The 25630-nt window shown below is 66.6% G+C and carries 24 protein-coding genes and 1 pseudogene; 12 read left to right on the top strand and 13 right to left on the bottom strand.

Going from position 1 to position 25630, the window contains the following annotated elements; translation table 11 throughout:
• Positions 1-176 precede the first annotated feature (176 nt).
• Positions 177-2258 (top strand): PhoX family protein, encoded by a 2082-nt coding sequence (locus tag NG701_RS19065; RefSeq protein WP_252569887.1) that lies wholly within the window; start codon positions 177-179, stop codon positions 2256-2258.
• A 131-nt stretch (positions 2259-2389) separates the two neighbouring features.
• Here NG701_RS19065 and NG701_RS19060 read toward each other — a convergent pair whose 3' ends face one another.
• The 6 genes from NG701_RS19060 to NG701_RS19035 form a co-directional block, all read right to left on the bottom strand.
• Positions 2390-4030, bottom strand: coding sequence for a glucoamylase family protein (locus NG701_RS19060; RefSeq protein WP_252569884.1), 1641 nt, complete (start codon positions 4028-4030; stop codon positions 2390-2392).
• Positions 4031-4041: 11 nt separating this feature from the next.
• A complete protein-coding gene (locus NG701_RS19055; RefSeq protein ID WP_374208715.1) occupies positions 4042-5970 on the bottom strand; it encodes a glycoside hydrolase family 3 protein in 1929 nt (642 codons plus the stop codon).
• A gap of 35 nt (positions 5971-6005) precedes the next feature.
• A complete protein-coding gene (locus NG701_RS19050; protein ID WP_252569882.1) occupies positions 6006-6944 on the bottom strand; it encodes a carbohydrate ABC transporter permease in 939 nt (312 codons plus the stop codon).
• Between the two features lie 4 nt (positions 6945-6948).
• Positions 6949-7890 (bottom strand): carbohydrate ABC transporter permease, encoded by a 942-nt coding sequence (locus tag NG701_RS19045; RefSeq protein WP_252570559.1) that lies wholly within the window; start codon positions 7888-7890, stop codon positions 6949-6951.
• 20 nt (positions 7891-7910) lie between these two features.
• Positions 7911-9185, bottom strand: a complete 1275-nt coding sequence (locus tag NG701_RS19040; protein WP_252569881.1) for a sugar ABC transporter substrate-binding protein — start codon at positions 9183-9185, stop codon at positions 7911-7913.
• 314 nt (positions 9186-9499) lie between these two features.
• Positions 9500-10708: a LacI family DNA-binding transcriptional regulator gene (locus tag NG701_RS19035; protein WP_252569879.1), complete on the bottom strand. Its 1209-nt coding sequence runs from the start codon at positions 10706-10708 to the stop codon at positions 9500-9502.
• 93 nt (positions 10709-10801) lie between these two features.
• Between NG701_RS19035 and menD the strand changes: the two genes are divergently transcribed.
• The gene (gene menD / locus NG701_RS19030) at positions 10802-12499 is read left to right on the top strand and encodes a 2-succinyl-5-enolpyruvyl-6-hydroxy-3-cyclohexene-1-carboxylic-acid synthase (protein ID WP_252569877.1); all 1698 of its coding nucleotides are present in this window, start codon (positions 10802-10804) and stop codon (positions 12497-12499) included.
• 195 nt (positions 12500-12694) lie between these two features.
• A complete protein-coding gene (locus tag NG701_RS19025; protein WP_252569874.1) occupies positions 12695-12961 on the top strand; it encodes a hypothetical protein in 267 nt (88 codons plus the stop codon).
• A 264-nt stretch (positions 12962-13225) separates the two neighbouring features.
• Here the strand turns inward: NG701_RS19025 and NG701_RS19020 are convergent, their stop codons facing one another.
• The 5 genes from NG701_RS19020 to NG701_RS19000 all read right to left on the bottom strand — a co-directional run bounded on the left by NG701_RS19020 (position 13226) and on the right by NG701_RS19000 (position 17566).
• Positions 13226-14029, bottom strand: coding sequence for an amino acid ABC transporter ATP-binding protein (locus NG701_RS19020; protein WP_252569872.1), 804 nt, complete (start codon positions 14027-14029; stop codon positions 13226-13228).
• An 11-nt stretch (positions 14030-14040) separates the two neighbouring features.
• A complete protein-coding gene (locus NG701_RS19015; protein WP_252569870.1) occupies positions 14041-14832 on the bottom strand; it encodes an amino acid ABC transporter permease in 792 nt (263 codons plus the stop codon).
• A 113-nt stretch (positions 14833-14945) separates the two neighbouring features.
• Positions 14946-15746: an ABC transporter substrate-binding protein gene (locus NG701_RS19010; RefSeq protein ID WP_252569867.1), complete on the bottom strand. Its 801-nt coding sequence runs from the start codon at positions 15744-15746 to the stop codon at positions 14946-14948.
• A 224-nt stretch (positions 15747-15970) separates the two neighbouring features.
• Positions 15971-17317 carry an isochorismate synthase gene (locus NG701_RS19005; RefSeq protein WP_252569865.1) on the bottom strand — a complete coding sequence of 449 codons (1347 nt, stop codon included), beginning with the start codon at positions 17315-17317 and terminating at the stop codon, positions 15971-15973.
• A gap of 27 nt (positions 17318-17344) precedes the next feature.
• Positions 17345-17566, bottom strand: a complete 222-nt coding sequence (locus NG701_RS19000) for an FCD domain-containing protein (RefSeq protein WP_374208724.1) — start codon at positions 17564-17566, stop codon at positions 17345-17347.
• Positions 17567-17643: 77 nt separating this feature from the next.
• On the opposite strand from NG701_RS19000, the gene NG701_RS18995 reads away from it, so the two are divergent.
• The 8 genes from NG701_RS18995 to NG701_RS18960 all read left to right on the top strand — a co-directional run bounded on the left by NG701_RS18995 (position 17644) and on the right by NG701_RS18960 (position 23410).
• Positions 17644-17853, top strand: a complete 210-nt coding sequence (locus tag NG701_RS18995; RefSeq protein WP_252569858.1) for a hypothetical protein — start codon at positions 17644-17646, stop codon at positions 17851-17853.
• 88 nt (positions 17854-17941) lie between these two features.
• Positions 17942-18166, top strand: coding sequence for an alcohol dehydrogenase catalytic domain-containing protein (locus NG701_RS18990; RefSeq protein WP_252570609.1), 225 nt, complete (start codon positions 17942-17944; stop codon positions 18164-18166).
• The gene (locus NG701_RS18985; RefSeq protein ID WP_252570557.1) at positions 18112-18546 is read left to right on the top strand and encodes an alcohol dehydrogenase catalytic domain-containing protein; all 435 of its coding nucleotides are present in this window, start codon (positions 18112-18114) and stop codon (positions 18544-18546) included. The genes NG701_RS18990 and NG701_RS18985 overlap by 55 nt, the downstream gene beginning before the upstream one ends.
• A gap of 13 nt (positions 18547-18559) precedes the next feature.
• The gene (locus tag NG701_RS18980) at positions 18560-18964 is read left to right on the top strand and encodes a zinc-binding dehydrogenase (RefSeq protein WP_252569857.1); all 405 of its coding nucleotides are present in this window, start codon (positions 18560-18562) and stop codon (positions 18962-18964) included.
• A 12-nt stretch (positions 18965-18976) separates the two neighbouring features.
• Entirely contained in the window at positions 18977-19753 is a 777-nt protein-coding gene (locus NG701_RS18975; RefSeq protein ID WP_252569854.1) for a demethylmenaquinone methyltransferase, read from the top strand.
• Positions 19754-19756: 3 nt separating this feature from the next.
• Positions 19757-21088: a geranylgeranyl reductase family protein gene (locus NG701_RS18970; RefSeq protein WP_252569851.1), complete on the top strand. Its 1332-nt coding sequence runs from the start codon at positions 19757-19759 to the stop codon at positions 21086-21088.
• A complete protein-coding gene (locus NG701_RS18965; protein ID WP_252569848.1) occupies positions 21085-22185 on the top strand; it encodes a polyprenyl synthetase family protein in 1101 nt (366 codons plus the stop codon). The genes NG701_RS18970 and NG701_RS18965 overlap by 4 nt, the downstream gene beginning before the upstream one ends.
• Before the next feature lie 385 nt (positions 22186-22570).
• Complete coding sequence (locus NG701_RS18960) at positions 22571-23410, top strand: DUF559 domain-containing protein (protein WP_252569845.1); 840 nt, start codon at positions 22571-22573, stop codon at positions 23408-23410.
• Between the two features lie 138 nt (positions 23411-23548).
• Here NG701_RS18960 and NG701_RS18955 read toward each other — a convergent pair whose 3' ends face one another.
• Both NG701_RS18955 and NG701_RS18950 read right to left on the bottom strand, forming a co-directional pair.
• Positions 23549-23977 (bottom strand): hypothetical protein, encoded by a 429-nt coding sequence (locus NG701_RS18955; RefSeq protein ID WP_056344779.1) that lies wholly within the window; start codon positions 23975-23977, stop codon positions 23549-23551.
• Positions 23978-24119: 142 nt separating this feature from the next.
• Positions 24120-24791 (bottom strand): annotated as a pseudogene (locus tag NG701_RS18950) (trimeric intracellular cation channel family protein); the annotation flags it as partial.
• A 61-nt stretch (positions 24792-24852) separates the two neighbouring features.
• Between NG701_RS18950 and NG701_RS18945 the strand changes: the two are divergent.
• Complete coding sequence (locus NG701_RS18945) at positions 24853-25584, top strand: sirohydrochlorin chelatase (RefSeq protein WP_252569842.1); 732 nt, start codon at positions 24853-24855, stop codon at positions 25582-25584.
• Positions 25585-25630: the final 46 nt, after the last annotated feature.

The raw sequence follows: 25630 nt of genomic DNA, 5'->3' as shown, positions 1-25630 counted from the left end.
CACTTCCTGCAGGTTTTCCAGTGACGCTCTCTCACTTAACGCGGGTTTTTGGGCAACCCTCTCTCACATCCCTGCAGGTCACCGCCGGTTAACCGGAACTTCACCTCACTGACGGCTGCGCGTCGGAACCGGCTGGCAGGGTGGGCGGGACCCGATCGTAAATTTGGAGGCACCCCTTGTCTGAAACGACAGCCCGCAAGTTCACCCTGCTGCCCATGCTTGGCCACACTAAGGGCAAGCGCAGTGCCGTCACCTGCGCTTTGAAGTGCGACAACGCCTGCGCCGGCGATGTCTGCAACACCAGCTCCAACAGCTACTTCCGGGACATCGCGTCCGCCACCATGTCCCGCCGCGCCGCCCTGGGCTTCGGCGCCGCCGGTGCGCTCGCCGTCGTACTCGGCAGCGCCATTACCTCCGCGGAACCGGCAGTTGCCGGCGGCCCCGGGCTGGCCCCCGCCGCGAAGGAGGGCTTCGCGACGTCGAAGCTGAAGTTTACGCCGATCGCTCCGGTGGATGCCGCCGTCGACGCCGTCACGGTTCCGGAAGGCTTCACGTGGCAGCCGGTCATCCGCTGGGGCGACCCCATCTTCAATGACGCGCCGGAGTTCGACCTGAACAACCAGACGGCCGCCGCCCAGGAAAAGCAGTTCGGCTACAACAACGACTACACGGACATCCTCGAGGTCCCGGGCAGTAAGGGCCGCCGCGCCGTACTCTTCGCCAACCACGAGTACACCAACGAGAACATCATGTTCCCGGCCACTATGCCTGCCGACCAGAAGCGGGCAGTGGGCCAGGCCGCGCACGGCCTCTCCGTCGTCGAGCTCGAGCGCAAGAACACCGCCAAGCCGTGGACCTACGTCAAGGGCGCCGAACTGAACCGCCGTTTCCTCAACAGCACGGTGTACGAACTGACCGGTCCGGCCGCGGGTTCCCCGCTGGTCCAGACCGCCGCGGACCCCGAAGGCCGCTTCATCAAGGGCACCCTGGGCAACTGCGCCGGCGGCACCACCCCCTGGGGCACCATCCTCTCCGGTGAGGAAAACTTCAACGGCTACTTTGTCTCCCCGAGCACGTCCGCTGAAGACAAGCGCTACGGCCTGACCTCCAAGCCCACCGCACGCGGCTGGGAACTGGACGACCCCCGCTTCGACACCCGTAATGCCGACTTCAAGAACGAGGCCAGCCGCTTCGGCTGGATCGTGGAAGTCGACCCGTTCGACCCCACCTCCACCCCGAAGAAGCACTCCTCCCTGGGCCGCTTCAAGCACGAGGGCGCCAACGTCATCATCGCCGAGTCCGGTCACGTGGTGGCCTACTCCGGCGATGACGAGCGCTTCGACTACCTGTACAAGTTCGTCTCCAAGGACAAGTACATCGAGGGTGACCGCAAGCACAACATGACCCTCCTGTCCGCGGGCAACCTGTACGTCGCCAAGTTCACAGGCAACTCACCGGCCGCTGAGATCACCGGCACCGGAGCTGTCCCCAAGGACGGTGCGTTCGATGGCATCGGCGAGTGGCTGCCCCTGGTGGTGGACGGCAAGTCTGCCGTGAAGGACATGACGGTGGAGCAGGTCCTGGTCTACACCCGCCTGGCTGCCGACAAGGTTGGCCCCACCAAGATGGACCGCTGCGAGGACGTGCAGCCCAGCCTGCACACCGGCAAGGTCTACGTGGCCTGCACCAACAACTCCAACCGCGGTGTGGGCTCGAACGAAGCAGCCACCGAGGTCAACCCCCGCAATGAAAACCGCGACGGCCACATCGTGGAAATCATCGAAACCGGCGACCAGACCTCCACCACTTTCACGTGGAACCTGCTCATGGTCTGCGGCGATCCCAAGCAGGGCGACGTCACCTACTTCTCCGGCTTCCCGGTGGACCAGGTCTCGCCTATCTCCTGCCCGGACAACCTCGCGTTCGACTCCGTGGGCAACCTGTGGATCTCCACCGACGGCGCGCCCTCCGGCATCAAGAAGGCCGACGGCCTGTTCAAGGTCACCGTGGAAGGACCCGAGCGCGGCAAGGTGGAGCAGTTCCTGGCCGTGCCCCGTGATGGCGAGACCTGCGGACCCATCATCCACGACGAGGAGCGCACGGTGTTCGTCTCCGTGCAGCACCCGGGCGAGGACGGCACGTTCGATGCGCAGGTGTCCTTCTTCCCGGACTACGTCAAGGCAGGTACGACGCCGGCCCCCGGCCAGGTGCGCGCGCCACGTCCGTCGGTGATCCAGGTGTTCCGCGCGGACGCCTAGCCTCACCCACGTACCAGGACGCTCTCTCACTTCCTGCGGGTTTTCGGCCAACGCTCTCTCACTTCCCGTTGCTCCTGCGACAGGAAGTGATAGAGCGTTTGGTTTAAAGCGACATTAAGTGAGAGAGCGTCTTAGCCGATCAGGCCCGCGCCGAACTCTTCGTCGGCGATGAGCGGCTTGATGACCGCTTCCACTTCGCCCTGGACGAAGTTGCGGCGGATCACGTTGTTGCCGAACACGTTGCCGATGGCGCCCAGCACCATGGCCTGGTCCAGCGAGAGGTAACGCCGGGCGATGGTGCCGGACTTCACGGCCACGGCATCGAAGAACCCGCCCTGGCCGTAGGCGCCGAGGTTGTTCTCGATCTTCACCAGGTTGTCGTACGCCTCGCGGGGTTCGTATTCCATGGCGAGGAACGCCGCGTGCGGAGTCACCACGCCGTCGCCCCAGGCCGGCGTCGGGTTGGTGGCGGGCCGGCAGCCCTGAAAGCCGACGTCAATGCTGGTGCGTTCGACGTCCGACGGGTAGCCGTCGCTGCTCATGCCCAGGATGTCCATGCCCCATTCGGAATACCCGCCGTTGGGGTGGCTGGCGGGGGAGAAGCCCCAGTAGCCGTACTTGGCGTCGTGCAGGCCGAACTCGCGCTGCGCCCGGACGGTGAGGGGGTGGTTGACGCCCCAGGCCTTCGGCGCCCAGCTGGATTCCGGGACGAACAGATCGGGCATCAGCGACTCAAACATGTCCCCGCCCCAGCTCGGCACGATACGCATTCCGCGGTAGGTGTAGGCGCCTTCGAAGACGTCGATTCCTTGGTACGTCCGGTGCTCGCCCACCGGCTTCTGCTCCTGCCAGGACCAGTCGCACGTATCGGGGAAGACCCGCATGGTGGCGAAGTAGTGCGCCGGCGGAAGCTGGCCCAGGGCGATGCCGATGTAGGTGGCGATGCGCGGCTCGGAATTGGTGACGTCGTAGTGGTTCATCGTATAGAAAACGTCAGGGCCCTTGCCGAGGTAGTTGCCCTGGACGGTTTCCGCCGGCGGTTTGACGTCGTAGAACCCGCCGCGTAGCAGGCCGGCGGCCACACCGGGCCGGGCGTCCTTGTTGTAGAAGATCCCGAAGTCCATCCTGCCGAGGATGGTGTTGGCCAGGCCGGCCACCTTCGGCTCCGCGTTGCGGACCACCATGAGGGCCGCCGCGAACCAGCCGTTGTCCACGCTGGACATAAACGGCGCTACAGGGTTCCCGTTCTCGGGCCAGATGGTAATGACCTCACCCGTGGCTTCGTCGTACCAGTTGTAGAGCATGCCGCTGGGTTCGTGATGCTTGAGTCCGGCCAACGTGGTGAGCGTACGCGTCAGCCGCTCCCGGCACTCGTTGGCGCTGATGATGTTCAGCTCCCGCGCCACCACGGTGCTCCACATGTAGCCGCCGATGTTGGTGGGCGACGTGAAGCCGCTGCGCTTCGGCGCGGTGATGGACTCGCCGATGTAGTCGGCCGGCAGACCGGTTGCGGGATCGGTCATGGCAACCAGGGACTGCCAGGTGTCGTGCGCCCAGCGGTTGATGATCTTCCGGTCGATGCCCTCCTTGTTCCGCGGACGCGACAGCGGCGATGCCCCGCCGGATGCCGTGGATGCCGCAAGCTGGGCGGCGTAGCCCGGTGTCGCGGTGGCTGCGGCGAGGCCCGAGACGGCGAACGCGGCCGCACCGGCCAGGAGTTGACGGCGGGTGGCGCTGGAGATTCTGGGGTTCGGCTCAACGTGCTGGTTCATGGGGTCTGTCCTTACGTCGTTGTATTGGTGGCCTTCGCCGATGCTGCCGTTGCCGTTGCCGGCTCCGGCAGGCTCAGGCCGTGCCCGAACGGGAAAAGGGGATCGGCGGTATCGCCGGGGACATCGGACCGGGAGGCCCGCACGGCATCCATCGACCGCGGGATCTCGAACGGCAGGCGTCCTTCGGGCCCAACCCGTCCAAACAGGGCGTCCAGGAGCGCAGTATCCGAAACGCCGAACGTACCTACCAAGGCCGCGGCGAATCCGGTCAAGGGCGTGAGGATCGCCGGGCGGTCCAGCCGCACGTCAATGACCAGTGGTACCTTCTCCGCCAGGGCGCGCAGCCGTGCCACGAGCCCGGGCGGGAAGTCCAGGCTCCCCGCATGGAAATGTTCCTCGAGGAACAGGTCGTTGCGGTGGTCCCAGGGCGAGTGCAGCCGGATAAGCGCAACGTCCGCCCGCTCCGGGTCCTGCACCACAATGCCGAAACCGTCCAGACTCAGCGGGTCCATACCTTCCAGGTAGACGGCAGGTGAGCCGGAAAGCGGAAGGGCGGGCCCGACGTCGGACGTTCCGTTGGTGAGCACCGTGACGGACCGGGACTGCGCCCGGTGTCCCTCGCGCCGGAATTCGGCGTTCCCCACGATGCTGGCCGCGGCGTCCTCATCCACGAACGGGTTGTCGAACAGGCCCAGCTGGAACTTCACCAGCAGCAGCCGGCGCGCGGACTCATCCAAACGCGACTCGCTGACCAGCCCGTCGCGGACCAGGCCGATGAGCAGTTCGGTGCATTCCTCGCCGCCGAACTGGTCCACGCCGGCGTTGAGGATTTTCAGCATGCGTTCGGGGGCGGTGAGCTGTTCAACGCCCCATGCCCGGGCCGGCAGGACCTGGTCGCCCACGATGTTGTCGTTGACCAGTTCCCAGTCGCTGAGGACCACGCCGTCGTAGCCGAGCTTGTCCCGGAGCAGGTTGGTGATGATCTGCCGGTTGTAGCCGAAGCCGACTTCCTCAACGGGTTCGCCGTCGAGTTCCACGCCCACCGGCATGCCGTAATAGGGCATGATGGCGCTGGTCTTTTCGGCGATCGCGGCCCGGAAAGGGGCCAGGTGTTCGTCGAACCGGCCGCCGGGGTAGATCTGTTCGCGGCCGTAGGGGAAGTGCGCGTCCTCGCCGTCGCGCTGCGGACCGCCGCCGGGGAAGTGCTTGGTGGTGCAGGCAACGCTGTCCGGCCCCAGTTCCTCGCCTTGGAACCCCTGGAGGTACTCCACCACGAAGGCCGCGCTGAGTTCCGAGTCCTGCCCGAAAGTTCCTGCCTGCCGGCACCACCGCGGTTCGGTAGCCAGGTCAACGGTGGGGTGCAGGGCCGCGCGGATCCCGACGGCGGTGTATTCCTGCCGTGCGATCCGGGCAAACCGGCGGATCAGCTCGGCGCTGCCCACCGCGGCCAGGCCGATCGGCTCGGGCCACTGCGAAAAGTGGGCGGCGGTGAACGAGACGCCGGAGTTTTCGATGAACGCATGCCGCGGGTCCGTGGAGATGGTCACGGGAATCCCGTGCGGGGTCTGCGCGGCAAGCTCCTGGAGGGCGTTGCTCCAGCGGGCGGCTTCGCGGGCGGGGCCGAGCGCATGCACGTTGAAGTGGTTCATGAACTTGGTGAGGATCACCGTGCTGGTGGGCGACTTGCTGATGTTGCCCGGTTGCTCGAGCAGGGATCCGTCCGGGCCAGTTTCGATGACCGTGTGGAACATCAGCCCGGCTTTTTCCTCGAGGCTGAGGCGGGCAACCAGGTCGGCAGCGCGTTCCTGCGGACTGAGGTCCGGGTTTTCGAAGGGATCCATGATCCCGTTGCCGTTGAGGTCCCGGAAGACTTTTTCGTCGGCGTTTCCGTCGGCGGCGGCCGTCCCGGGGCGTGCGTGATTCTGGGTTGGTGCAGTCATTGTGGCTCTCTCGGGGAGGTTGGGCGGGGGAGCGGCTACTTGATGCCGGTGGCCGCGACGCCCTGGATGAAGTACTTCTGGAGGGCAACGAAGAGCAGGATGATGGGCGTAATCACCAGCACCGAGCCGGCCAGGAGCAGGCCGTAATCCGTGGCGTTCTGGCCCGTGGAGTACAGGGACAGTGCCACCGGCAGCGTGTACATGTCCTCGCTCTGCGCCACCACCAGCGGCCACAGGAAGTTGTTCCACGAACCGAGGAAGGTCAGGATGCCGAGCGTGGCCAGCGGCGGTCCGCACAGCGGCATCACAATCCGCAGGAAGGTGCGCAGCTCGCCGGCGCCGTCGATCCGGGCGGCCTCAATGAGCGAATCCGGGATCCCCGCGATGAACTGCCGCATCAGGAACACCCCCATGGGCGCGGCGAGGAACGGCAGGATCAGGGCCGGGTAGGTGCTGACCATTCCCAGCTTGCTGACCAGGACGAACAGCGGCACAAACGTCACCACGCCCGGGACCATCAGCATGACCATCACCAGCAGGAACAGGAAGCGCTTGCCGGGGAAATCCATCTTCGCCAGCGCATAGCCCACCATCGAGCAAAACAGCAGGTTGCCGAGCACGGTGAACACGGCCACCACAACGCTGTTCAGGAAAAACGTGCCGATCTGCAGCTCGGTGAACCAGGTTACGAAGTTATCCAGGGTGGGCTGTTCCGGCCACCAGGTGATGGGCCGGCGGAGCAGCTCGCCCTGGGTCTTGAACGCGCCGAGCAGCATCCACACAAACGGCAGGAGTGTTGCGGTCACGGCGACGATGAGGGCGGCGTAAATCAGCGCCCGGCGCGCGGACACGCGGCGGCCAGTACGACGGCGGCGGGCCGGGGCGGGCGGCAACGCTGGCACCTGGGTGCCTCCCGCCGTCGTGCGTTCAGCTTGTGCGCGGGGGATGGTTGGTGCGGTTTCCGGGATGGTCATGTCCTCAGTCCTTGGATCGCAGGGCTCGGAATTGGATGAGGCTCAACAGCGCGATGGCCACGAAGAGCACGTAGCTGGCGGCGGAGGCGAGCCCGTATTTGCCGAACCCGAACTGGTTGAACGTGAAGTAGCTGACCGACAGGGTGGAGTCCAGCGGGCCGCCCTTGGTCATCACGAACGGCTCCTCGAAGAACTGAAGGAAGCCAACGGACAGCAGGACCGTGCCCAGGAGCAGGGTGGGGCGGAGCATCGGCAGCGTGATCTTCATGAACCGCTGCCAGGCGCTGGCACCGTCCACCTCGGCGGCCTCCAGGATGTCCGCGGGGACCGTCTGGAGCCCGGCCAGGAAGATGATCATCAGGGTGCCAAGGTTGCGCCAGACAGCGAGCAGGATCAGTGCCGGCATGGACCAGGTGGTGCTGTTGAGCCAGTCCGGCCCCGCGATGCCCACCCAGCTGAGGATGAGGTTCAGCAGGCCGTCCGGCTGGAGGATGAAGCGCCACACCACGGCCACGGCCACGATGCTGGTGACCACGGGAGTGTAGAAACCTACGCGGAAGGCCGTGCGGAAGCGGGTGATGCCGTTGTTCAGGGCGACCGCGAGGGCCAGGGCCAGGACGGTGGTGAGGGGGATGCCGGCCAGCACGAAGTAGGCCGTGTTCAGGATCGAGTGCAGGAACTGTGGATTCCGGAACAGTGCCGCGTACTGGTCAAGCCCGACGAATCCCACGGCGAAGGGGTTGTCGATGTCGCGGCTGGTGAAATCCGTGAAGGACATCAGGAACGACGACACCAGCGGCCCCAGCATAAAGATGCCGAAGATGAGGACGAATGGTGCTGCGAACAGCCATGCCGTCACGGCGTTGCGGCGCCGGCGCGAGCCGCCTGGCCTGGCCTTTGCGCTGGCCGGAGGCCTGCCGGCACCCCTTGAGGTGCCGGCAGGCATCGTGTTGGTGGCAGCCACTGTTACTTCCCGGTGCCGATCGAATCCGCGGTCTGCTGCAGGGACTTCAGGGCTTCGGCGGGGTCCTTGCCGGCCTTGACGATCTGTTCGATTTCGCTGTCCGCGGCTGCCGCAACCTGTGTCCAGGTGGGAACGGACGGCGGGTTGTTGGCGGACTTGAGCTGGTCTCCGAAGACGGAGAGCTTGCTATCGCCGGCAAGCGACGGGTCCTTCCAAGCGCTCTGCTGCGAGGGCAGGTCACCGGTGGCCTTGTACCACTTGAGCTGAACCTCGGGCTTGGACAGCCACTGGAGGAGCTTCCAGGACGCGTCGCGGTTCTTGGACTTCTTGAAGACCACCATGTTGGAACCGCCCACGAAGGACGTTGAGGTCTTCTCCTTGGGCATCGGGGCAACCTTGTACTTGTCCTCAAAGCCTGGGCCGCCGGCCTTGTTGAGCAGGCCGACGTGCCACGGGCCGCTCATCATCATGGGGGCGGAACCGTCCACGAAGGATGCTTCGGCAGTGGTTCCGGTGGACACGGCCTTGGAGGCGAGCCCGTCAGCGAAGAAGCTGGCGTAGTACTTCAGCGCCTCAGCCGCTTCCGGGGTGTCGAGGGTCCACTTGGTGCCGTCGTCGTTCATCAGCTTGGCGCCGTTGGACCACTGGAAGGGGAGGGTGTCCAGGTAGGAGCCGGCGACGCCGGCGGGCAGCTGGACTCCGTATTTTGCCCCGGCCTTCTCCTTGAGTGCCGTGGCGAGCGTCTTGAAGTCGTCCCAGGTTTCGGGCGCCTTGGTGATGCCGGCCTTTTCCGCGAGGTCGCTGCGGTAGTAGACCACGCGGGTGTCAACGTACCAGGGCACGCCGTAGGTGGTTCCCTCAACCTCGGTGGACTTCACCGAACCCGGGAAGAATTCGGCAGTCTCGATCTCCTTCGGTGTGGCGTCGAAGGAGTCGGCGAAGTCACCCATCCAGGTGGTGCCCATCTGGGCGACGTCCGGGGTGGTGCCGCCGGCGATGGCGGTCTGGTACTTGCTCAGGGCGGCGTCCCAGGGGATGGCCGTGACGTTGACCTTGACGCCGGGGTTTTCGGCCTCAAATTCCTTCAGCAGGGCGGGCAGTGCCTCGCCTTCGCTGCCTTGCGCCCACAAGGTGATGGTGCCCGACGCCGGCCCGGAGGCAATGGCTTCGGCCGGAGACGATGAGGCGGGGCCGGCGGAGTCCCTGCCGCAGGCGGTCAGGAGCAGTGCGGCGGCGATGCCTACGGCTGCGGCCTTCTTGGCATTCGGATGGATCATCATTGTTCCTTTCGTGGTTCCGCGGGCCGGCAGGTGGCACGGCGCGGAGGGAGCAGGAGAGGTGGAGCCATCCCGCGAGGAAATATCTAAGCGCTTTGATTCGGTTCGTAAGGTCAATCTAAGCGCATTGAATGTGATCTTGGCAACAGCTGACGCTAAGTTTTTTGAAGTACTGGGCGCGAAGGGACACTTGGGCCCCACCGCCCGAGCAGACACTTGGGGCCCCGGGTGTGCTTGTGGCGCCACCTGCGCAAACGGACACTTGAGGCCCCGCCGTTGTGCGGTGGCCGTGCTGGCGCTCCTGGCTCGCAGGCCTAGACCGGCTGGCAGCCGCAGCTTTCGCGCAGCACCACGCGCACGGGCAGTTTCAGATCCGCCGGGGGCTTCTCCGGGTGGTCCAGCCTGTCCAGGAGCATCTCCACCATGGTCCGTCCCATCCGTTCCATCGGCTGCCGCACTGTGGTCAGGGAGGGCCGGATGACCCGCCCCGCGGCGATGCCGTCGAAGCCGGTCACGGCCACGTGTTTCGGCACATTAACGCCGCACGCGGCCAGCACATCCATAACAACCAGCGCATCCTGGTCGGTGGCGCAGACAAAGGCCTGCGGCAGGGAGCCCTGCTGGCAGATGGTCCGGACTGTTTCCGCGACGGCGAACTCGCCGCCCGCGGGATACCGGGGATCGTGCCGCATCTTCACGCCCGCAGCGGCGAGGGCGCCCCGGAATGCCTCGAGCCGTTCGTCGTTGTCGGAGGACGGCATGGCGCCGATGAACATCAGCTCGGTCAGTCCATGCACATTGATCAGGTGCTCGGTGATTGCACGCGCTCCGGACGCGTTGTCCACGGTCACATGGTCCATACCCCGGTTACGCAGGCTCTCCGAGACCTCCACCACGGGGATGCGGCGGGCTATGCGGGCCAGGGCTTCGATAGGAACCGAGCGCGGGAACACGGCCAGCCCGTCAACCCTGCCGGCAATGTCCGACAGCACCGCTTCGTTGTTCGCAGGGTTGCCGCCGCCAACCAGCAGCGCCTGCCCCCGGCGCCAGCACTCCAGTTCGACACCGCGCTGGACCTCGTCCACGTACAGGGGGAACAGGCGGAGGTTCCCCTCCTCGCGGTCTCCGTCCAAAGGGGCGCCGCCTTCAGGGTCCGCAGCCGGGGACTCCGCGGCTGGATCCAGCGAGAGCCCTCCCGGCACGCCGCCCGGCAGCCCACCCTGCGCGCCGGCCAGTCCGCCCGGCAGCCCACCCTGCATGCCGGCCAGGCCGCCAGGCCCGCCGGGGCCGCCCGCGGGGTCCAGCAGGTAGTCGTAGGCGAAAAGACCTAAGGCCCCGGTCCTGCCGCGCGCAAGTCCGCGGGCGCTGGCGCTGGGCACGTAACCCAGTTCGTCGGCGGCCGCCAACACCAGTTCGCGTGTGGACGCCTTGACCTTCTCCGGCTGCCGGAAGGTAAACGAGACGGTTGCGATGGAGACGCCCGCGCGTTCGGCGACGTGGTAAACAGTGGGGCCCTTTGCCATGTGATTCTCCTTCTGGTCCGAGTCTATGCGCTTAGTACAAGCGTGCGGCAGTGCCGGGACATTCGGCCGTCCGCAGGATGGCAAACTGGTTCGGTGACTTCCCTGAACTCCCTCGCCGCCGCGCGGATCGCCGTCGATGCCCTGATCGACGGCGGCGTACAGTACGTGGTGGTCTCGCCCGGATCGCGTTCCGCCCCCATGGCCTACGCCCTGGCCGAGGCCGAAGCTGCCGGCCGCGTGGACCTCCTGGTCCGCATCGACGAACGTTCCGCCGGCTTCACGGCCCTTGGCCTGGCCCTGTCCAACGGCTCCCCGGCGGCCGTCCTCACCACCTCAGGCACCGCCGTCGGGAACCTCATGCCCGCCGTTATGGAGGCCAACCACGCGGCCGTCCCGCTGGTGGTGGTGTCCGCTGACCGGCCCGAAGAGCTGCAGGGGACCGGCGCCAACCAGACCACCATCCAGCTGGACCTGTTCGGCGAGCACGTGCGTTTCGCTGCCGACGTCCCGGCCGGCAGCAGCCCCCTGCGCGCAGTGGAAACGGCGCTGGCCGCGGCCACCGGCGCGTTTTCCGACCTCGCGCCCGGGCCCGTCCAGCTGAACCTGGCGTTCCGCGACCCGCTGGTTCCCGCGCCGGAAGAGGGGCTTCCGACGGCGGCCGGGCATCCCCGGTTCCGGATCGGCACCGACCCGCTCACCATGAACCTGCCGCCCGCCCCTGCCTCGCTGGCGGAATGGCGCACCGTGGTGCTGGCAGGGCACGACGCCGGGCCCGTCGCCGAAGCGTTCGCCCGCGCACACGGCCTGCCGCTGCTCGCGGAACCATCCTCAAACGCCCGCTTCGGCCCCAACGCCGTGGGCCCGTACCGGCTGCTGCTGGAGCACTTCGGACCGACTGCGGCGTTGCCCATCGAGCGGGTGGTGATGTTTGGCCGGCCCACGTTGTCCCGCCCGGTTGCCGCACTTTTGGAGCGTGCCGACGTTCCGTCCGCGCTGTACCAGCCGGTTCCGGTGGCCTGGTACCAGCCGGGCCGGCGCACGGAACTTCCGCTGGAGAACCTGGCCGATCTCGCCGATTTCGCCGGCCGTGGCCCGTCCGACTGGCTGGATACCTGGCTGCTGGCAGGGGCCGCCGCACAGCACGCGCTCGACGGCGTCCTGGCCGCCGAGCCCGCCGCTTCCGGACCCTCCGTGGGCGCCCAGGTCTGGCAGCACGCCCGAGGCCAGCTGATGCTGGGATCCTCCAACGGCATCCGCGATGTTGACCTGGCTGGCCTCCCCGCCGCCGAGCCAGCCGCGACCGTCTACGCCAACCGTGGCCTGGCCGGGATCGACGGCACCATCTCCACCGCCACCGGGATTGCCCTCGGCGGCCGCCAGGACACCACGCTTCTGCTGGGCGACGTTACTTTCCTGCACGATGCTGGCGGCCTGCTCCTGGGGTCCGGCGAACCCGAACCCGGGCTCCGGATCGTGGTGCTGAACGACGCCGGGGGGGCCATTTTCGATCTGCTGGAGCACGGGGCTGTGCGTGAATCCGGACGCTACACTGACGCCGTCGAGCGCCTCTTCGCCACCCCCCACACCGTGGACTTCGCGGCACTCGCCGCAGCGTACGGCGTCGGGCACTGCTCGGTAATTACGACGGCGGGACTCGCCGAAGCCCTCGCCGCACCGCTGACGGGGCGCAGCATCATCGAAGTCCGCACCGACCGTGTTGGCCTCCGCGCCCTCCACGCCCGCATCAAGGCCGCCGTGGCCGGCGCCGTCGGAGGAGTCCTAGCTGGTTAGTTCCCGACGCGGTTGTCCAATGGCGACTCGGATAATCGCTGGTGCAGACCATATTCCAGGCGCGCCAGAGAATGTGCGCATCGAATACGAACATGCCGGTGCGCCACTTCGCTGATTCCGGTGCTTTAACCGTCGTACGGCGGGAGGGCATGCTCGTCACGGGCCGCATCCGCACTGTGCTTGATCCTGCCTTTCATGCCGTTCGTGGAGACGGCTGTGCCGCTGGACCAGTGGCTCAAACCTGACCGGACTTTGCGCCTGCCTGCCCTGACCAGGGATGAGCTGGTTGCGGCAATTGGGACGACCTACTCCGCGGCTGCCAGACGAAGGATCCTCGCCGCCATTGCCTTTGCGGACCCGTTGTCCGGTTCTGCGGGAAAGTCCTACAGCCTTTCGCTGATCCATGTTGCCGGGTTCGAGGCTCCGGTCCCAAGGGGAGGACAGCAACGCAGGCGGTATTAAGGGAAAAGAAGCGCGAGAACCGGATCCGGGCCGCTGGGTTCAACGTGATGAGGTGGGACTGGGCTGATCTCATGGAGCCACGAAAGCTGGAACACATGGTGGCAACGGCAGGCGTGCCCCGGCGTCGTGCCCGTTCTGCGGTTCTCGACGCGCAAAAGTCCCTGTGACGCGCAGATGCCCTGTCGCTGCCCGTATTTGGGTAGCGACAGGGCATCTGCGCGTCAGCAGGTAATCAGCGCGTCGGTAGCGGCGCGCGGCGCCGGCCTACTCCTCGATCTCGATGTGCGTCGGGTCCAGGACGCGGCGCAGGAACTCCTTGGTGCGAGCCTGGGTGGGTGCGGAAATGACCTGCTCGGCCACGCCTTCCTCCACCACCACGCCGCCGTCCATGAACACGACGCGGTCGGCAACTTCGCGGGCGAAGCCCATCTCGTGGGTCACCACCAGCATGGTCATGCCCTCCTTGGCGAGGTTCCGCATGACCGAGAGGACATCGCCCACGGTCTCGGGGTCCAGTGCGGAGGTTGGCTCGTCAAAGAGCATCAGCTCGGGGTCCATGCTCAGCGCCCGGGCGATCGCGACGCGCTGCTGCTGGCCGCCGGAAAGCTGGTCCGGGAAACGGTCGGACAGATGCCCCAGGCCCACGCGCTCCAGGTTGTGCTGGGCCACCTGATCGGCCTCTTCCTGGGACCGCTTCAGCACCTTCGTCTGCGCGATGGTGCAGTTCCGCTTGGCGTCCAGATGCGGGAACAGGTTGAACTGCTGGAACACCATGCCCACTTTGCGGCGCATTTTGTCGATGTCCACGTCGGGGTCGGTGGCTTCGAAGCCGCCCACGTGGATGGCACCCTCGTTGGGCTGCTCCAGGAGGTTGACGCAGCGCAGAAGAGTGGATTTGCCGGAGCCGGACGGGCCGATCAGGCACACCACTTCGCCGGGGGCCACGTCCAGGCTGATGCCCTTGAGGACCTCGTTGGACCCGTAGGATTTGCGCAGGTCTTTGATGGACACGCCGGCGGCATGGACGGGACCGGTGTGATTGCGGGAGTGAATTACGACGTCGTTCATGACTGTCCTGCCTATCGCTTGGTCCGCGCGGAGCGGCTTTCGAACTTCCGGGCCAGGAGGCTCAGCGGGATGGTGATGACCAGATAGAAGGCGCCGGCGACCAGGAGCGGCGTGAGGCCTGCGCCCAGGCTGGAGATGCCGTCGCGGCCGAATTTGGTGAGCTCGTACTGCGACGCCGTCAGGCCCAGGACGTAGATGAGTGAGGAGTCCTTGGTCAGCAGGATGACCTCGTTGGTCAGCGGCGGGAGCACAATCTTGAACGCCTGCGGAATGACGATGGACACCATGGCCCGCCACTGCGGCATGCCCAGCGAACGTGCGGCTTCGAGCTGTCCCTTGGGCACAGCCTGCAGGCCGGCGCGGAGGGTCTCAGCGATATATGCCGAAGCCACCATACCCAGTGAGATCATGACGATCAGGGTGACGTTCCACTGGACGCCAAACGCGAGCGGGACACCGTAGCCGAACGCGATGAACACCAGCAGCGCCGGGATGCCGCGGAAGAACTCGATGTAGCCCGTGGCGATCCAGCGGTACAGCGGGAAGCTGGACAGCTTCATCAGGGCCAGGAGCAGGCCGCCGGACAGGCCCACGACGAAGCCGAGGAACGTGTAGATCAGGGTGTTCTTGAGGCCCACCAGGAAGATGTCCGGGAACATCGGGCCGATCTTGCCGAAGTTGAAAACGCTGTTGCCGACGGTCTTCCAGTCGGTGGCCAGGACCAGCGCGGCCACGGCTATAACGAAGATGCCGATCTGGACATACAGGCTCACTTTGGCCCGTTGACGTGCGGTCATTGCCATGGGGTGCTCACATTCATTTGCGTGGCTGAGGCCCCGGGCGGGCTGCAGCGCAGTTCGTCAGGGGCCCCAGCGGCGTAGTTCTCAGGGCTGTGAAGGTCAGTCCGAAGCGCCGGCTACTTGGCGGTCTCGCCGAACCAGGTGGTTTCGAACTTCTTCAGGGTGCCGTCGCCGGCCAGTCGCTTCAGGGTTCCGTTGACCTTCTCGGCCATGGCGGTGTTGCCCTTCTTGATGGAGATGCCCAGCTTCTCGCCCGTGGCGTAGTCATCCACACGCTCGAACTTGGCGTCATCCTTGATGGCGTAGGCCAGGATTGACTGGTTGCCCAGGGCGGCGTCGATGGTGCCGGCCTGGAGAGCCTGGACCAGGAGGCCGCTGTCCTCGAACTGCTGGGCGTCGATGCCGTTCTCCGCGGCGTACTTTGCGCCGGTGGTGGCCTGCTGGACGCCTACCTTCTTGCCCTTGGCGCTGTTGATGTCCGTGATCCCGGACGCCTTGGTGGCCACGAGGGTGAGGTCATCGTCCATGTACGGGTCGGAGAAGTCCATGACCGACTTGCGGACGTCAGTGATGGAAACCGAGGAGATGGAGAGGTCGCAGCCGGTGAGGGCGGTTCCGGTCTCGATGGCCTCGAAGGAGCTGTCCACGATGCTGAGTTCGGCGCCGAGATCCTTGGCTACTTCATTGGCAATGTCGATATCGAAGCCTACGATCTTGCCGTCCTTCTGGAATTCGAAGGGCTCGTAGGGGACGTCGGAGCAGACCGTGAGCTTGCCGGCGTTGATGAGCTGGATTCCGCCCTCGGTCGCAGCCGGGGTGCTGCTGCCGCCGCAGGCGGTGAGGGTGAGTGCGCCGGCGGCCAGGATTGCCGCTGCCTTGGCGGCGATCTTGGCCTGGGCCAGGGACTTGAGCTGCATGTTCTTTACCTTTTGTTGCAGGGGTGTGCGGTACTAAATCGGTTCATAGTGTAGCGCCGAATGAGAGATGTGCATCACATGAAACTTTGTTTCACTATTGGATAACTAAATCACACCCTAAATCAAGACCTGCGAAGCCGCTCTTGTCTGGGATTCCGGACACCCCGCCCATGTAGGTAGCGCTAACTGTCGTTTTGGAGGCTCAAAACGACAGTTAGCGCTACCTAGTTGGAAATCCCCAGCGACTCCAGCATTGGCCTGAACTTCGCCCACGTCTCCGCCAGCTCGGCCTCCGGCTGGGAGCCATCCACTATGCCGCAACCGGCATATAACCGCACGGTATGTGGATCCTCAATCACTGCGCCACGCAGGGCGATGCCCCATTCGCCATTTCCGGCAGCGTCGAGCCAGCCCACCGGCCCCGCATACGGGCCGCGGTCCAGGTGTTCAAGCTTGCGGATCAGGGCGCCCGCCACCAGCGTGGGCGTGCCGCAGACCGCGGCCGTGGGGTGCAGCGCGTTGATCAGAGCGAGGCACGTGGGCACGTGGCCCTCCACCTCGGCGAGCTCGGCCTTGACGTCCGACGCCAGGTGCCACACGTTCGGCAGCTCCAGGATGAAGGGTTCGTCGTGCGCGTTCATGGCCTCGGAAAACGGTGCCAGCTGCGACGTCAGCGACTGGATCGCGATCTCGTGCTCGTGCCGCTGCTTCTCGGATCCGGCCAGCACCCGCTCGGCATAGTCCATGGGAATCCCGGCTTCGCCGTGCGCATCGCGGCGGTCAAGCGTTCCGGCCAGCACGCGCGCCTGGGCAGTGCGGCCCTCCACCTGGATCAGCATCTCCGGGGTGGCGCCCACCAGCCCGTCCACGCCATAGGTCCAGCATTCGCGGTACCGCACGGCCAGCTCGCGCAGCACCTGGGCGGCGTTCACGCCCGACGGAACCGTGGCCACAATGTCCCGTGCCAGCACCAGTTTCTCCAGCGCGCCGGTCCGGATCTCCGCCACGCCCGCGGCGACGGCGGCCATCCAGTCTTCCTCGCTGAGCGAGCCGGTGTGCAGGGTGGCCCCGTCGGCAGAAGGCAAAGGATGCACGACGGCGCCGCCCTCACCACCGGTGGGGACGTCACCGGAGGTGCTGCCACCGCTCAGCCAGCCGTCCAGCGCGGCAAGGGCTCCCGCTTCGGTGAGTTCGCCGTCGTCGAACGTTAACTGGGTGAGCCAGTACCGGCCGTCGCGGACGCCCACTACGATCTCGGGCACAATCAGCCGCGATACGTGGGTGGACTTCTTGGAAAACGCGAAGGAGCCGAAAGCCACGGGACCAGTGCCGGGCAGCTCCACGGAGTCGCTGATGTCCGCTTCGAGGACCAGGTGGCGCCACCAGATGTCGGCCTCAAGGAAGCGCTCAGGACCGGTGGCCGTGAAGCGGGCGATCTCGCCGAAGCCCACCAGACCGGCTTCGCGGCGGGTCCAGCAGAGGACGTCGTCCCGGACCAGAAACTGCGGCAGTCCGCCGGCGGACGCGGTGCCATCCAGGGGGACTGTGAGGGTGCGGAACGTGCTCGTCATGATGAGACAACACTACTCCCGCGTGTGTCAGACCGGGGCCGGACGCCCCGTGCGTCGCTCCGGCACGGCAAGGGCGGAGAACAGGTCCGGCCGTGCGGCGCGCATGCTCGCGACGTCGTCCAGGATGAAGCGCAGGTGGCTGCGCAGCCCGTCTTCCGCAGCCGACAGGTCGCCGGCGAGGATCGCGTCCAGCACGCGTCGGTGGTGGGCCGCGTACTCCGTGATGCCGCGGTAGCCGCTGAGCCCCAGGTAGCACCTTCGCGCTGCTGATCGGCTCGTTCCTCGGCTTCGCCACGGTTCCGCTGGCCGGCTGGCTTTCGGACACGGTGGGCCGCCGCAGCATGTACCGCGCCCTGTCCGGCTTCCAGATGCTCTTCGCCGTCCCGGCCCTGCTGATGATGCAGTCCCGCAACCGCTACACCCAGCTGGCTATGGCCAAGGAAATCGGCGGCGTGCTCTCCGGCGCCTGGCCCCCATCATCGCCGCAGGCCTGCTGGCCCTGTTCACCAACTCCTGGTGGCCGGTGGCCGGAATGATGTTTCTTTACTCCGCCATCGCTTTTGTGGCCACCTTCTTCGCCCCTGAAACCACGGGACGCGACCTGACCCTCGTGGAGGATGCAGTTTGAAAGCCGTAGTTGTCCATTCCGCCGGAGACCTGCGCCTCGAGGACCGTCCGGACCCGGACTGCCCGGCCGGCTCGGTGATCGTCGACGTCGAATACGGCGGGATCTGCGGCTCGGACCTGCACTACGTCAGTCACGGCGCCTCCGGGCTGAGCATCCTGGCCCCCCCATCGTCCTGGGCCATGAGGGGGCCGGCCGGATCTCGGCGCCCGGCGAGGGTGTGACCGGCTTCGCGGTGGGCGAGGCTGTGACCGTCCACCCGGCCATGTACTGCGGCGACTGCGGCGACTGCCTGGCCGGACGCACAAACCTCTGCCCGCAGGTCACCTACTACGGCAGCGCCGCGCATCGGCCCCACACGCACGGCGCCTTCGCCTCCCGCAAGGCCGTTCCGGCGGGCCAGCTCCGGCGCCTGCCCGCCGGCGTCACCACCCGGCAGGCCGCCGTCGCCGAGCCGCTCGCGGTGGCGATCCACGCCGTCGGCCGGGCCGGCAGCCTCGCCGGCAAGGACGTTCTGGTCAACGGCGCCGGGCCCATCGGCGCGCTGCTGGTGCGCGCCGCCCGCCGCCCGCCTTGCCGGCGCCGCCAGCGTCGTCGCCAGTGACCTCTCGGAGACTTTGCTGGCAATCGCCAAGCGGATGGGAGCCGACGACGTCGTGCTGGTGGGTTCCGGCGCGCAGCTTCCCGAGGTGGACGTTGCGTTCGAGGCCTCCGGCGCTGCCCGCGCGCTGGGCGTGGTCCTCGCGGCCGTGCGCCGCGGCGGCATCGTGGTCCAGGTGGGCAACCTGCCGGCCGGGCCAGTCACTGCCGAGCTCGCCGCACTCGTTTTCCGGGAGATTGACTACCGCGGGACCTTCCGCTTCGCGGACGAGCTGGATGACGCCCTCGCGTACCTGGCGGACGGGCTGGACGTTGAACCGCTGCTGACGCACACATTCGACGCCGGTGACGTTGCCGAGGCGTTTGCCGTTGCGTCGGACCGCGGGACGGGCTCGTCGAAAGTCCTTCTCAAGATTGTCTGAGACAATTGCATGGTGAACCGAGCATCCTTGGAAAAGCGTCCGGACGAAGTAGCCACGATGTTTGACGACGTCGCACCTAAGTACGACGTCGTCAACGATGTCCTCTCCATGGGGCAAACCCGCCGCTGGCGCAGGATCGTGGTGGACGCCATGGACATGAAACGGGGCCAGCGGGTGCTGGACCTGGCCGCGGGAACCGGCACCTCCAGCGAGCCATATGCCGATGCAGGCATAGATGTCATCGCCTGCGATTTCTCCCTCGGCATGCTCAAAGTTGGCAAGCGCCGCCGCCCGGACATCAACTTCGTTGCCGGCGACGCCACCAACCTGCCGTTCGCGGACAACAGCTTCGACGCCAGCACCATTTCGTTCGGGCTGCGCAATGTCAACGAGCCCAAGAAGGCGCTGGCCGAAATGCTCCGCGTTACCAAGCCCGGCGGCAAGCTGGTCATCGCCGAGTTCTCCCAGCCCGTGGTTCCGCTGTGGCGCACCATGTACACGGAATACCTCATGCGTGCCCTGCCGGCCATCGCCATGAAGGTGGCCTCCAACCCGGACGCCTACGTCTACCTCGCCGAGTCCATCCGCGCCTGGCCGGACCAGGACCACCTGGCCGCCTGGCTGCAGGAATCCGGCTGGGAAAAGGTCACGTACCGCAACCTGACCGGCGGGATCGTGGCCGTCCACCGTGCCACCAAGCCGTTGGAATCAACGCCGGAGGGCGCAGCGGAGGCCATCGCCGCACACAAGGGCCCCGTGGCAAAGCTCCGCCGAAACATCCAGCGCTGACCTGTGAATGTTCTGATTGTCGGCGCGGGGCCAGCCGGTTCCACCGCCGCGTATTACCTTGCCAAGGCCGGCATCGGCGTGACCGTCCTGGAGAAAACCAGCTTCCCGCGCGAGAAGGTCTGCGGCGACGGCCTCACCCCGCGTGCCGTCCGCGAAATCCAGAAGCTCGGCCTGCCGCACCCTGAAGCGGGCGGCTGGCGCCGGAACAAGGGCCTCCGCCTCGTCGCCGGCGGCCGCACCATCGAACTGCCCTGGCCCGAAGTCTCGGACTTCCCGCTGTACGGGCTGATCCGCACGCGCCTTGGCTTCGATGAGGAACTGGCCCGCCATGCCCAGGCTGCCGGCGCCGAAATCCTCGAGCGGCACAGCGTCACCGAAGCCCTGCGGTCTGAAGACGGCCGCGTGACCGGTGTCCGCGCAGCGCTCCTGGACGAGTCCGGACGCAAGACGGGGGAGTCACGCGACTTCAGCGCCGACGTCGTACTCGCCGCAGACGGCAACTCCACCCGAACCGCAGTGTCGCTGGGCATCCACAAGCGCGACGACCGCCCCCTCGGCGTCGCTGTCCGCACGTACTTCACCTCACCCCGGCACGATGACGACTGGATGGAAGGCTGGCTGGAGCTCCCCGGGCGCGACGGAAAACTGCTCCCCGGCTACGGCTGGGTGTTCGGCGTCGGCGACGGCACGTCCAACGTGGGCCTTGGCATCCTGAACTCGTCCAAGGAATTCGGCAAGCTCGACTACAAGCAGGTCCTGCGCGAATGGACCGCCGCCATGCCCGCCGAATGGGGCTTCACCCCGGACAACCAGGTGGGCGAAATCCGCGGCGCCGCGCTGCCCATGGGCTTCAACCGCACCCCGCACTACTCGCCCGGCCTCCTGCTCCTGGGCGACGCCGGCGGCATGGTCTCGCCGTTCAACGGCGAGGGCATCTCCTACGCGATGGAGTCGGCACGGTTCGCGGCGGAGTTCATCATCGACGCGTCCGCTCGTTCCTTGGCTGCCGGTCCAACGCACGACGCCGACGCGCACCTCGCGGGGTACGCGGACTATGTGCGCGGCCAGTGGGGATCGCACTTCACGCTGGGCCGGGCATTTGCCGCGCTGATCGGAAAACCCGCCGTAATGAAGCTCGCCCTGCGGACCGGGATGCCCATTCCCGTGCTGATGCGCTTTGTTGTGCGGCTGCTCGCAAACCTGACCGACCCGGCCGCGAAGGGCTTCGAGGACCGGGCCATCCGCGTCCTGGAATCGCTGGTTCCGGCCACCTCCAACACCCCACCGGCATCGAACCAGCGGTATCCGCAACAAAAAGTTAGGGTTAACCAGTGACTAACTCCGCAGACCACAGCTGGACGCACGCCGGGCACGGCCTGCCGGACTCCGAACCCAGCCTCAATACCACCGCCATTGCCACGGGACTGCAGCTGCCCGCCGGCTTTGCGGCCATCGCGGAGGACGCCGAACTGGGCCCCGCCATCACCACCAACCTGGCCCGGGTGGAAAAGCAGCTACGCGAAGCAATTGCCAACTCCGATCCGCTGGCTGACGCAACGTCGCGTCACCTCGTGGAAGCCGGCGGCAAGCGCATCCGGCCGCTGCTGACGCTGCTGTGCGCCCACCTCGGCGACGCCTCACTGCCTGCCGTGGTGCAGGCCGCCGTCGTGGTGGAGCTGACCCACCTGGCAACGCTGTACCACGACGACGTGATGGACTCCGCCCCGTTCCGCCGCGGCGCCCCCACGGCCCACGAGGTCTGGGGAAACTCCGTGGCGGTCCTCACCGGCGACCTCATCTTTGCCCGCGCGTCCATCCTGGTGTCCGAGCTTGGTTCCCGGGCGCTGGGCATCCAGGCCCGGACGTTCGAGCGGCTGTGCCTGGGCCAGCTGCACGAAACTGTAGGCCCGCGTCCGGACGAGGATCCGGTGGAGCACTACCTGTCCGTCATCGCGGACAAGACCGGTTCCCTGGTGGCGGCCTCCGGCCAGCTCGGCGCCATCTTCGCCGGTGCCGATCCCACGTACGAGTCTGTCCTGGTGGAGTACGGCGAGAAGGTGGGCGTGGCCTTCCAGCTCGCCGACGACGTCATTGATGTCACCGGCGTCAAGGTGAAGTCCGGTAAGTCACCGGGCACGGATCTCCGCGAGGGGGTGCCCACGCTGCCGGTCCTGTTCCTGCGGCGCGATGCCGCGGCCGGTGACCAGTCCGCCGTCGAACTCTTGAAGCTCATTGACGGGGACCTGACCTCGGACGCTGCCTTGGCTGCCGCCGTGGCCGGGCTCCGCGAGCACCCCGTCACTGCCGAGTCCTGGGTGATTGCCCGCCGCTGGGCCGACGAAGCCATTGCCGCACTGGCGCCGCTTCCCGAGGGTGTTGTGAAGTCGTCGCTGTCCAACTTCGCCCTGGCTGTGGTGGACCGCGCCAGCTGATTCCCTACTCTTGCAGCGGGGCCTCGGCGGGGTGAACCTGGCCGGGGCCCGCTTTTGCTTAAATGCAATAGCCCCGGTTCTCAGCAACGTTACGAGTCACACGTTGCTGAGAACCGGGGCTATATCTCCGTTCGCATCAGACCCGCCGGAGGCGTTTAGCGGATCCGTGAACAGTCTATGACAGATTTGTCACAGGACGCAAACCTCCTGTTACTGCGCGTGTCACAGGTTAATTTGTCCTTCGTGGGGCACATTGCGGCGTCCGATGGGCCTTCCGGGCTGCAGGGACGGTGAGTCCGTGTCGAAGTGCCCCGCGACGGCCGCGTTGTCCACATGCGGCACCTTGGGTCTGCCCTTTGCTGTAGTCCAAGTGCACCGTGGAACGATGGATATTGAGACTTTTCTCGGCACGCGGGCCGGCGTAACCCGGGCCTGGACGCTCCGCGGGGCCGGATTTTCCCGAGCCTCCGTCGACAAAGCACTGGCGGCCGGACGAATTGTGCGGATCCGACGAGGCATCTACAGCATGCCGCGTGAGGCAGGCGCGTTCGGCCTGGCGCTGCAGCACAACGCACTGCTGACGTGTCTTTCGGCCGCCCCCATGTACCAGTTGTGGACGCTTCATGCACCAAGATCCGTGCACCTCAGTCCAGGGCATAAGAGGACGCCGCTGGGGATGTTGACCCACGGCCGATGCCCCCACCCGGCCCACCCATGGCTGCCGGTGGCCGGCCTGGCCGATGTCCTGATTCATTCGTTGCGTTGCTTGCCCGCAGCGGAATCGCTGGTCATGCTTCAGTGCGCAGCCCAGAGGGGCGACATAAGCCTGGACTTCCTGCGGCGGAAGCTCCCCGGAAACCGGAATGCCCGTGCCAGGGCCGTTCTGGACATGGTGATCCCTCGGGCGGATTCCATCCTGGAGGTGCTGGCCAACTACCACTTCCGGCGGGCGGGACTCCATGTCCGAAGGCATGTGGAACTTCCCGGGGTTGGGGAGGTGGACTTTGTTATCGAGGAGTGCGTCGTGGTGGAAACCGACGGCGACACTCATCTGGAGCCCAGGCAAGTTAAAAAGGACCGAAAGCGCAACAACGCCACGCTCATCGGCGGACGTCTTGGCCTTAGATTCGGCTATGACGACGTTGTCTATCACCCTGAGCGCATGGTGGGCCAGGTGTTGGCGGTACTGGAACAGTCGCGGCAGGGGGCTTTCGGTGCGAGGTGAGTCGCGCCGTCGTGGGGCACTTTGGGCGACGTTCCCGAAGAAACTGGCTCAGGAAGCGGCGCGTCCGTGTCGAAGTGCCCCGTTTAGGCCGGACAGGGCACAAGGGCACAAGGGCCCAGCGCACAATCGGGGAGGAGCCTAGTTTTCTTCCTCGTCGTTGAAGGCCCACTCGAACATGTCGAAGACGAACTCGGAGAAGGTGCCTTCTTCGCTCTTCCACTGGCCGCGGGCGTTGTTGCGGCGGTACACGATGGGGTCCGGGATGCCGAGGTCGCCTACGCGGAAGCCCCAGGTGAACTGTTCTTCCTCGTCCTCGAGGAACATCAGGAAGCCTTCGTCATCCACTTCCAGCTCTTCGGGATCCCAGAAATAGTGGTACGCCTCCATGATGTCCTCGCAGCCGCCCACCGCCAGGTAAAACTCGCGGAGGACCAGGGGAACCTGGAACTGGTGTTCGGCGAGGGCCGCGTCCAACTCGTCCGCAGGCAGGCCATCTTCTTCCTGCCATTCGTCCTCGAGATACGTCGGAACAAGCGCGCGGAACTTCTCGAGGAACATGTCAGTCATGCTCATATCCTAGCTAACTGCGGCGCGGTCCCGAGCCGCTACCAGCCCCATCAGCCCCACCGCTCCCAAAGCCGCCCGGGCCACCAAAGCCCCCAGGCCCGTCCCCGCCGCCGTCCCCGCCGCCGGAGCCGCGGCCGGAGCCGCCGCCGTCCCCGCCGCCGGAGCCCCGCCGGTGCAAGCCATGTACGGCGAGCGGGACATACCAGGACCGGCGCCAGGCAACCACCCGGAATACGAACACCACGGCCGCCACCGCACACGCCGTCAGTGCGTTGAAGGCCCCGGTGACCCAGAGCAGCGCGGTCAAGGCTGCCCCGCTGAAGGCCGGCAGCGCGTAAAGGTCGCGGGGGTTGAAGAGCTGGGGCACCTCGTTCGCGGTGATGTCCCGCAGCAGGCCGCCGCCCACCGCCGTGGTCACGCCGAGCAGCACGGCGGCCACCGGGTTCATCCCCATGGCCAGGGCCTTCAGCGTTCCGGTGATGCAGAACAAGGCCAGCCCGCCGGCGTCGAACAAGACCAGCAGCGAGGTGTAACGCTGCACGCTGGAGTACAGGAAATACACCAGGACGGTGGCCAGTACCGGGGGAACCAGGTAGGCGGGGTTGGAGAATGCTGCCGGAGTGGTGTTGAGGATGATGTCGCGGATGACGCCGCCGCCGAGGGAGACCAGGGATGCCAGCAGCAGGGAACCCACCAGGTCGAACTGTTTCCGTGCCGCCAACAATGACCCGGAGACGGCGAAGAAGAAGACCCCGGCCAGGTCCAGCCACACCAGGTCGATGTCGAACGGCAAAGTGTCGAACGGCAATGTCATGTGGCGTCCCGGCGGTTTCATGGTGGGCGGACAGGGCGGCTCCAACGTTACGCTAGCCCCTATGAATAACCCGATCATGATCGCCTGTGCCCACGGGACGTCCAGCCCCCAGGGCGCCGCGGAGGTCAACGCCCTGCGCGCAGCCATCGCCGCCCTGCGTCCGGGCCTGGACGTGCTGGAAGCCTATGTGGACGTCCAGCAGCCGGACCTCGTGGACGTGGTGGCGGGACTGCCCGCAGACTCAAGTGCCGTCGTGGTGCCTCTCCTGCTGAGCGTGGGATATCACGTCAAGGTGGACATCGCCCGGGCCGTAAAGAGCCGGCCGGGCAGCCTGGCTGCCGCGCCGCTCGGCCCGGACCCGCGGCTCGCGGCCCTGCTGGACCAGCGCCTCCGCGAAGCCGGCGTGACGGACCGTGACGCCATCGTCCTCGCCGCGGCCGGGTCCTCCAACCCGAACGCCGCCGTCAGCGTGGAAGAACTCGCCGACCAGCTCAGGGCGCTGCGGCGCAACCGGATTCTGTCGGCCTACGGTGCCTCCGCCCAGCCGTCGGTGCCCGACGCCGTCGCCATCCTCCGACTGGAACTGGCCGGGGGCGCCGGGGCGGGGGAGTCCGCGGGGGCCGTGGACGACGGCGGCCGCGTGGTGATTGCCTCCTACCTGCTCGCGCCGGGATACTTCCACGACCAGCTGGCCAAGGCGGGTGCCGACCTCGTGACGGAACCACTGCTGCCGTCCCCGGTGCTTGCCGAGATCGCGCTGGAACGGTTCGACGCCGCCGTCGCAGCCGGGTGACCCTGGCAGGCCGAAGGCCCCGGAATGCGCCTCCGAGGAAGCGCAC

The sequence above is a fragment of the Pseudarthrobacter cellobiosi genome (genome assembly GCF_023913815.1).
Taxonomy (GTDB): domain Bacteria; phylum Actinomycetota; class Actinomycetes; order Actinomycetales; family Micrococcaceae; genus Arthrobacter; species Arthrobacter cellobiosi.
Note: the sequence above shows the minus strand (reverse complement) of the source record. Positions and strands in the feature narration are given on the sequence as shown.

Excerpts from the sequence above, each read along its gene's own strand:
- NG701_RS19060 (WP_252569884.1), bottom strand. The coding sequence starts at position 4,030 with ATGAACCAGCACGTTGAGCCGAACCCCAGAATCTCCAGCGCCACCCGC.
- NG701_RS19055 (WP_374208715.1), bottom strand. The coding sequence starts at position 5,970 with ATGACTGCACCAACCCAGAATCACGCACGCCCCGGGACGGCCGCCGCC.
- NG701_RS19050 (WP_252569882.1), bottom strand. The coding sequence starts at position 6,944 with ATGACCATCCCGGAAACCGCACCAACCATCCCCCGCGCACAAGCTGAA.
- NG701_RS19045 (WP_252570559.1), bottom strand. The coding sequence starts at position 7,890 with ATGCCTGCCGGCACCTCAAGGGGTGCCGGCAGGCCTCCGGCCAGCGCA.
- NG701_RS19040 (WP_252569881.1), bottom strand. The coding sequence starts at position 9,185 with ATGATCCATCCGAATGCCAAGAAGGCCGCAGCCGTAGGCATCGCCGCC.
- NG701_RS19035 (WP_252569879.1), bottom strand. The coding sequence starts at position 10,708 with ATGGCAAAGGGCCCCACTGTTTACCACGTCGCCGAACGCGCGGGCGTC.
- NG701_RS19025 (WP_252569874.1), top strand. The coding sequence starts at position 12,695 with ATGCCGTTCGTGGAGACGGCTGTGCCGCTGGACCAGTGGCTCAAACCT.
- NG701_RS19020 (WP_252569872.1), bottom strand. The coding sequence starts at position 14,029 with ATGAACGACGTCGTAATTCACTCCCGCAATCACACCGGTCCCGTCCAT.
- NG701_RS19015 (WP_252569870.1), bottom strand. The coding sequence starts at position 14,832 with ATGGCAATGACCGCACGTCAACGGGCCAAAGTGAGCCTGTATGTCCAG.
- NG701_RS19010 (WP_252569867.1), bottom strand. The coding sequence starts at position 15,746 with ATGCAGCTCAAGTCCCTGGCCCAGGCCAAGATCGCCGCCAAGGCAGCG.
- NG701_RS19005 (WP_252569865.1), bottom strand. The coding sequence starts at position 17,317 with ATGACGAGCACGTTCCGCACCCTCACAGTCCCCCTGGATGGCACCGCG.
- NG701_RS18960 (WP_252569845.1), top strand. The coding sequence starts at position 22,571 with ATGGATATTGAGACTTTTCTCGGCACGCGGGCCGGCGTAACCCGGGCC.
- NG701_RS18955 (WP_056344779.1), bottom strand. The coding sequence starts at position 23,977 with ATGACTGACATGTTCCTCGAGAAGTTCCGCGCGCTTGTTCCGACGTAT.
- NG701_RS18945 (WP_252569842.1), top strand. The coding sequence starts at position 24,853 with ATGAATAACCCGATCATGATCGCCTGTGCCCACGGGACGTCCAGCCCC.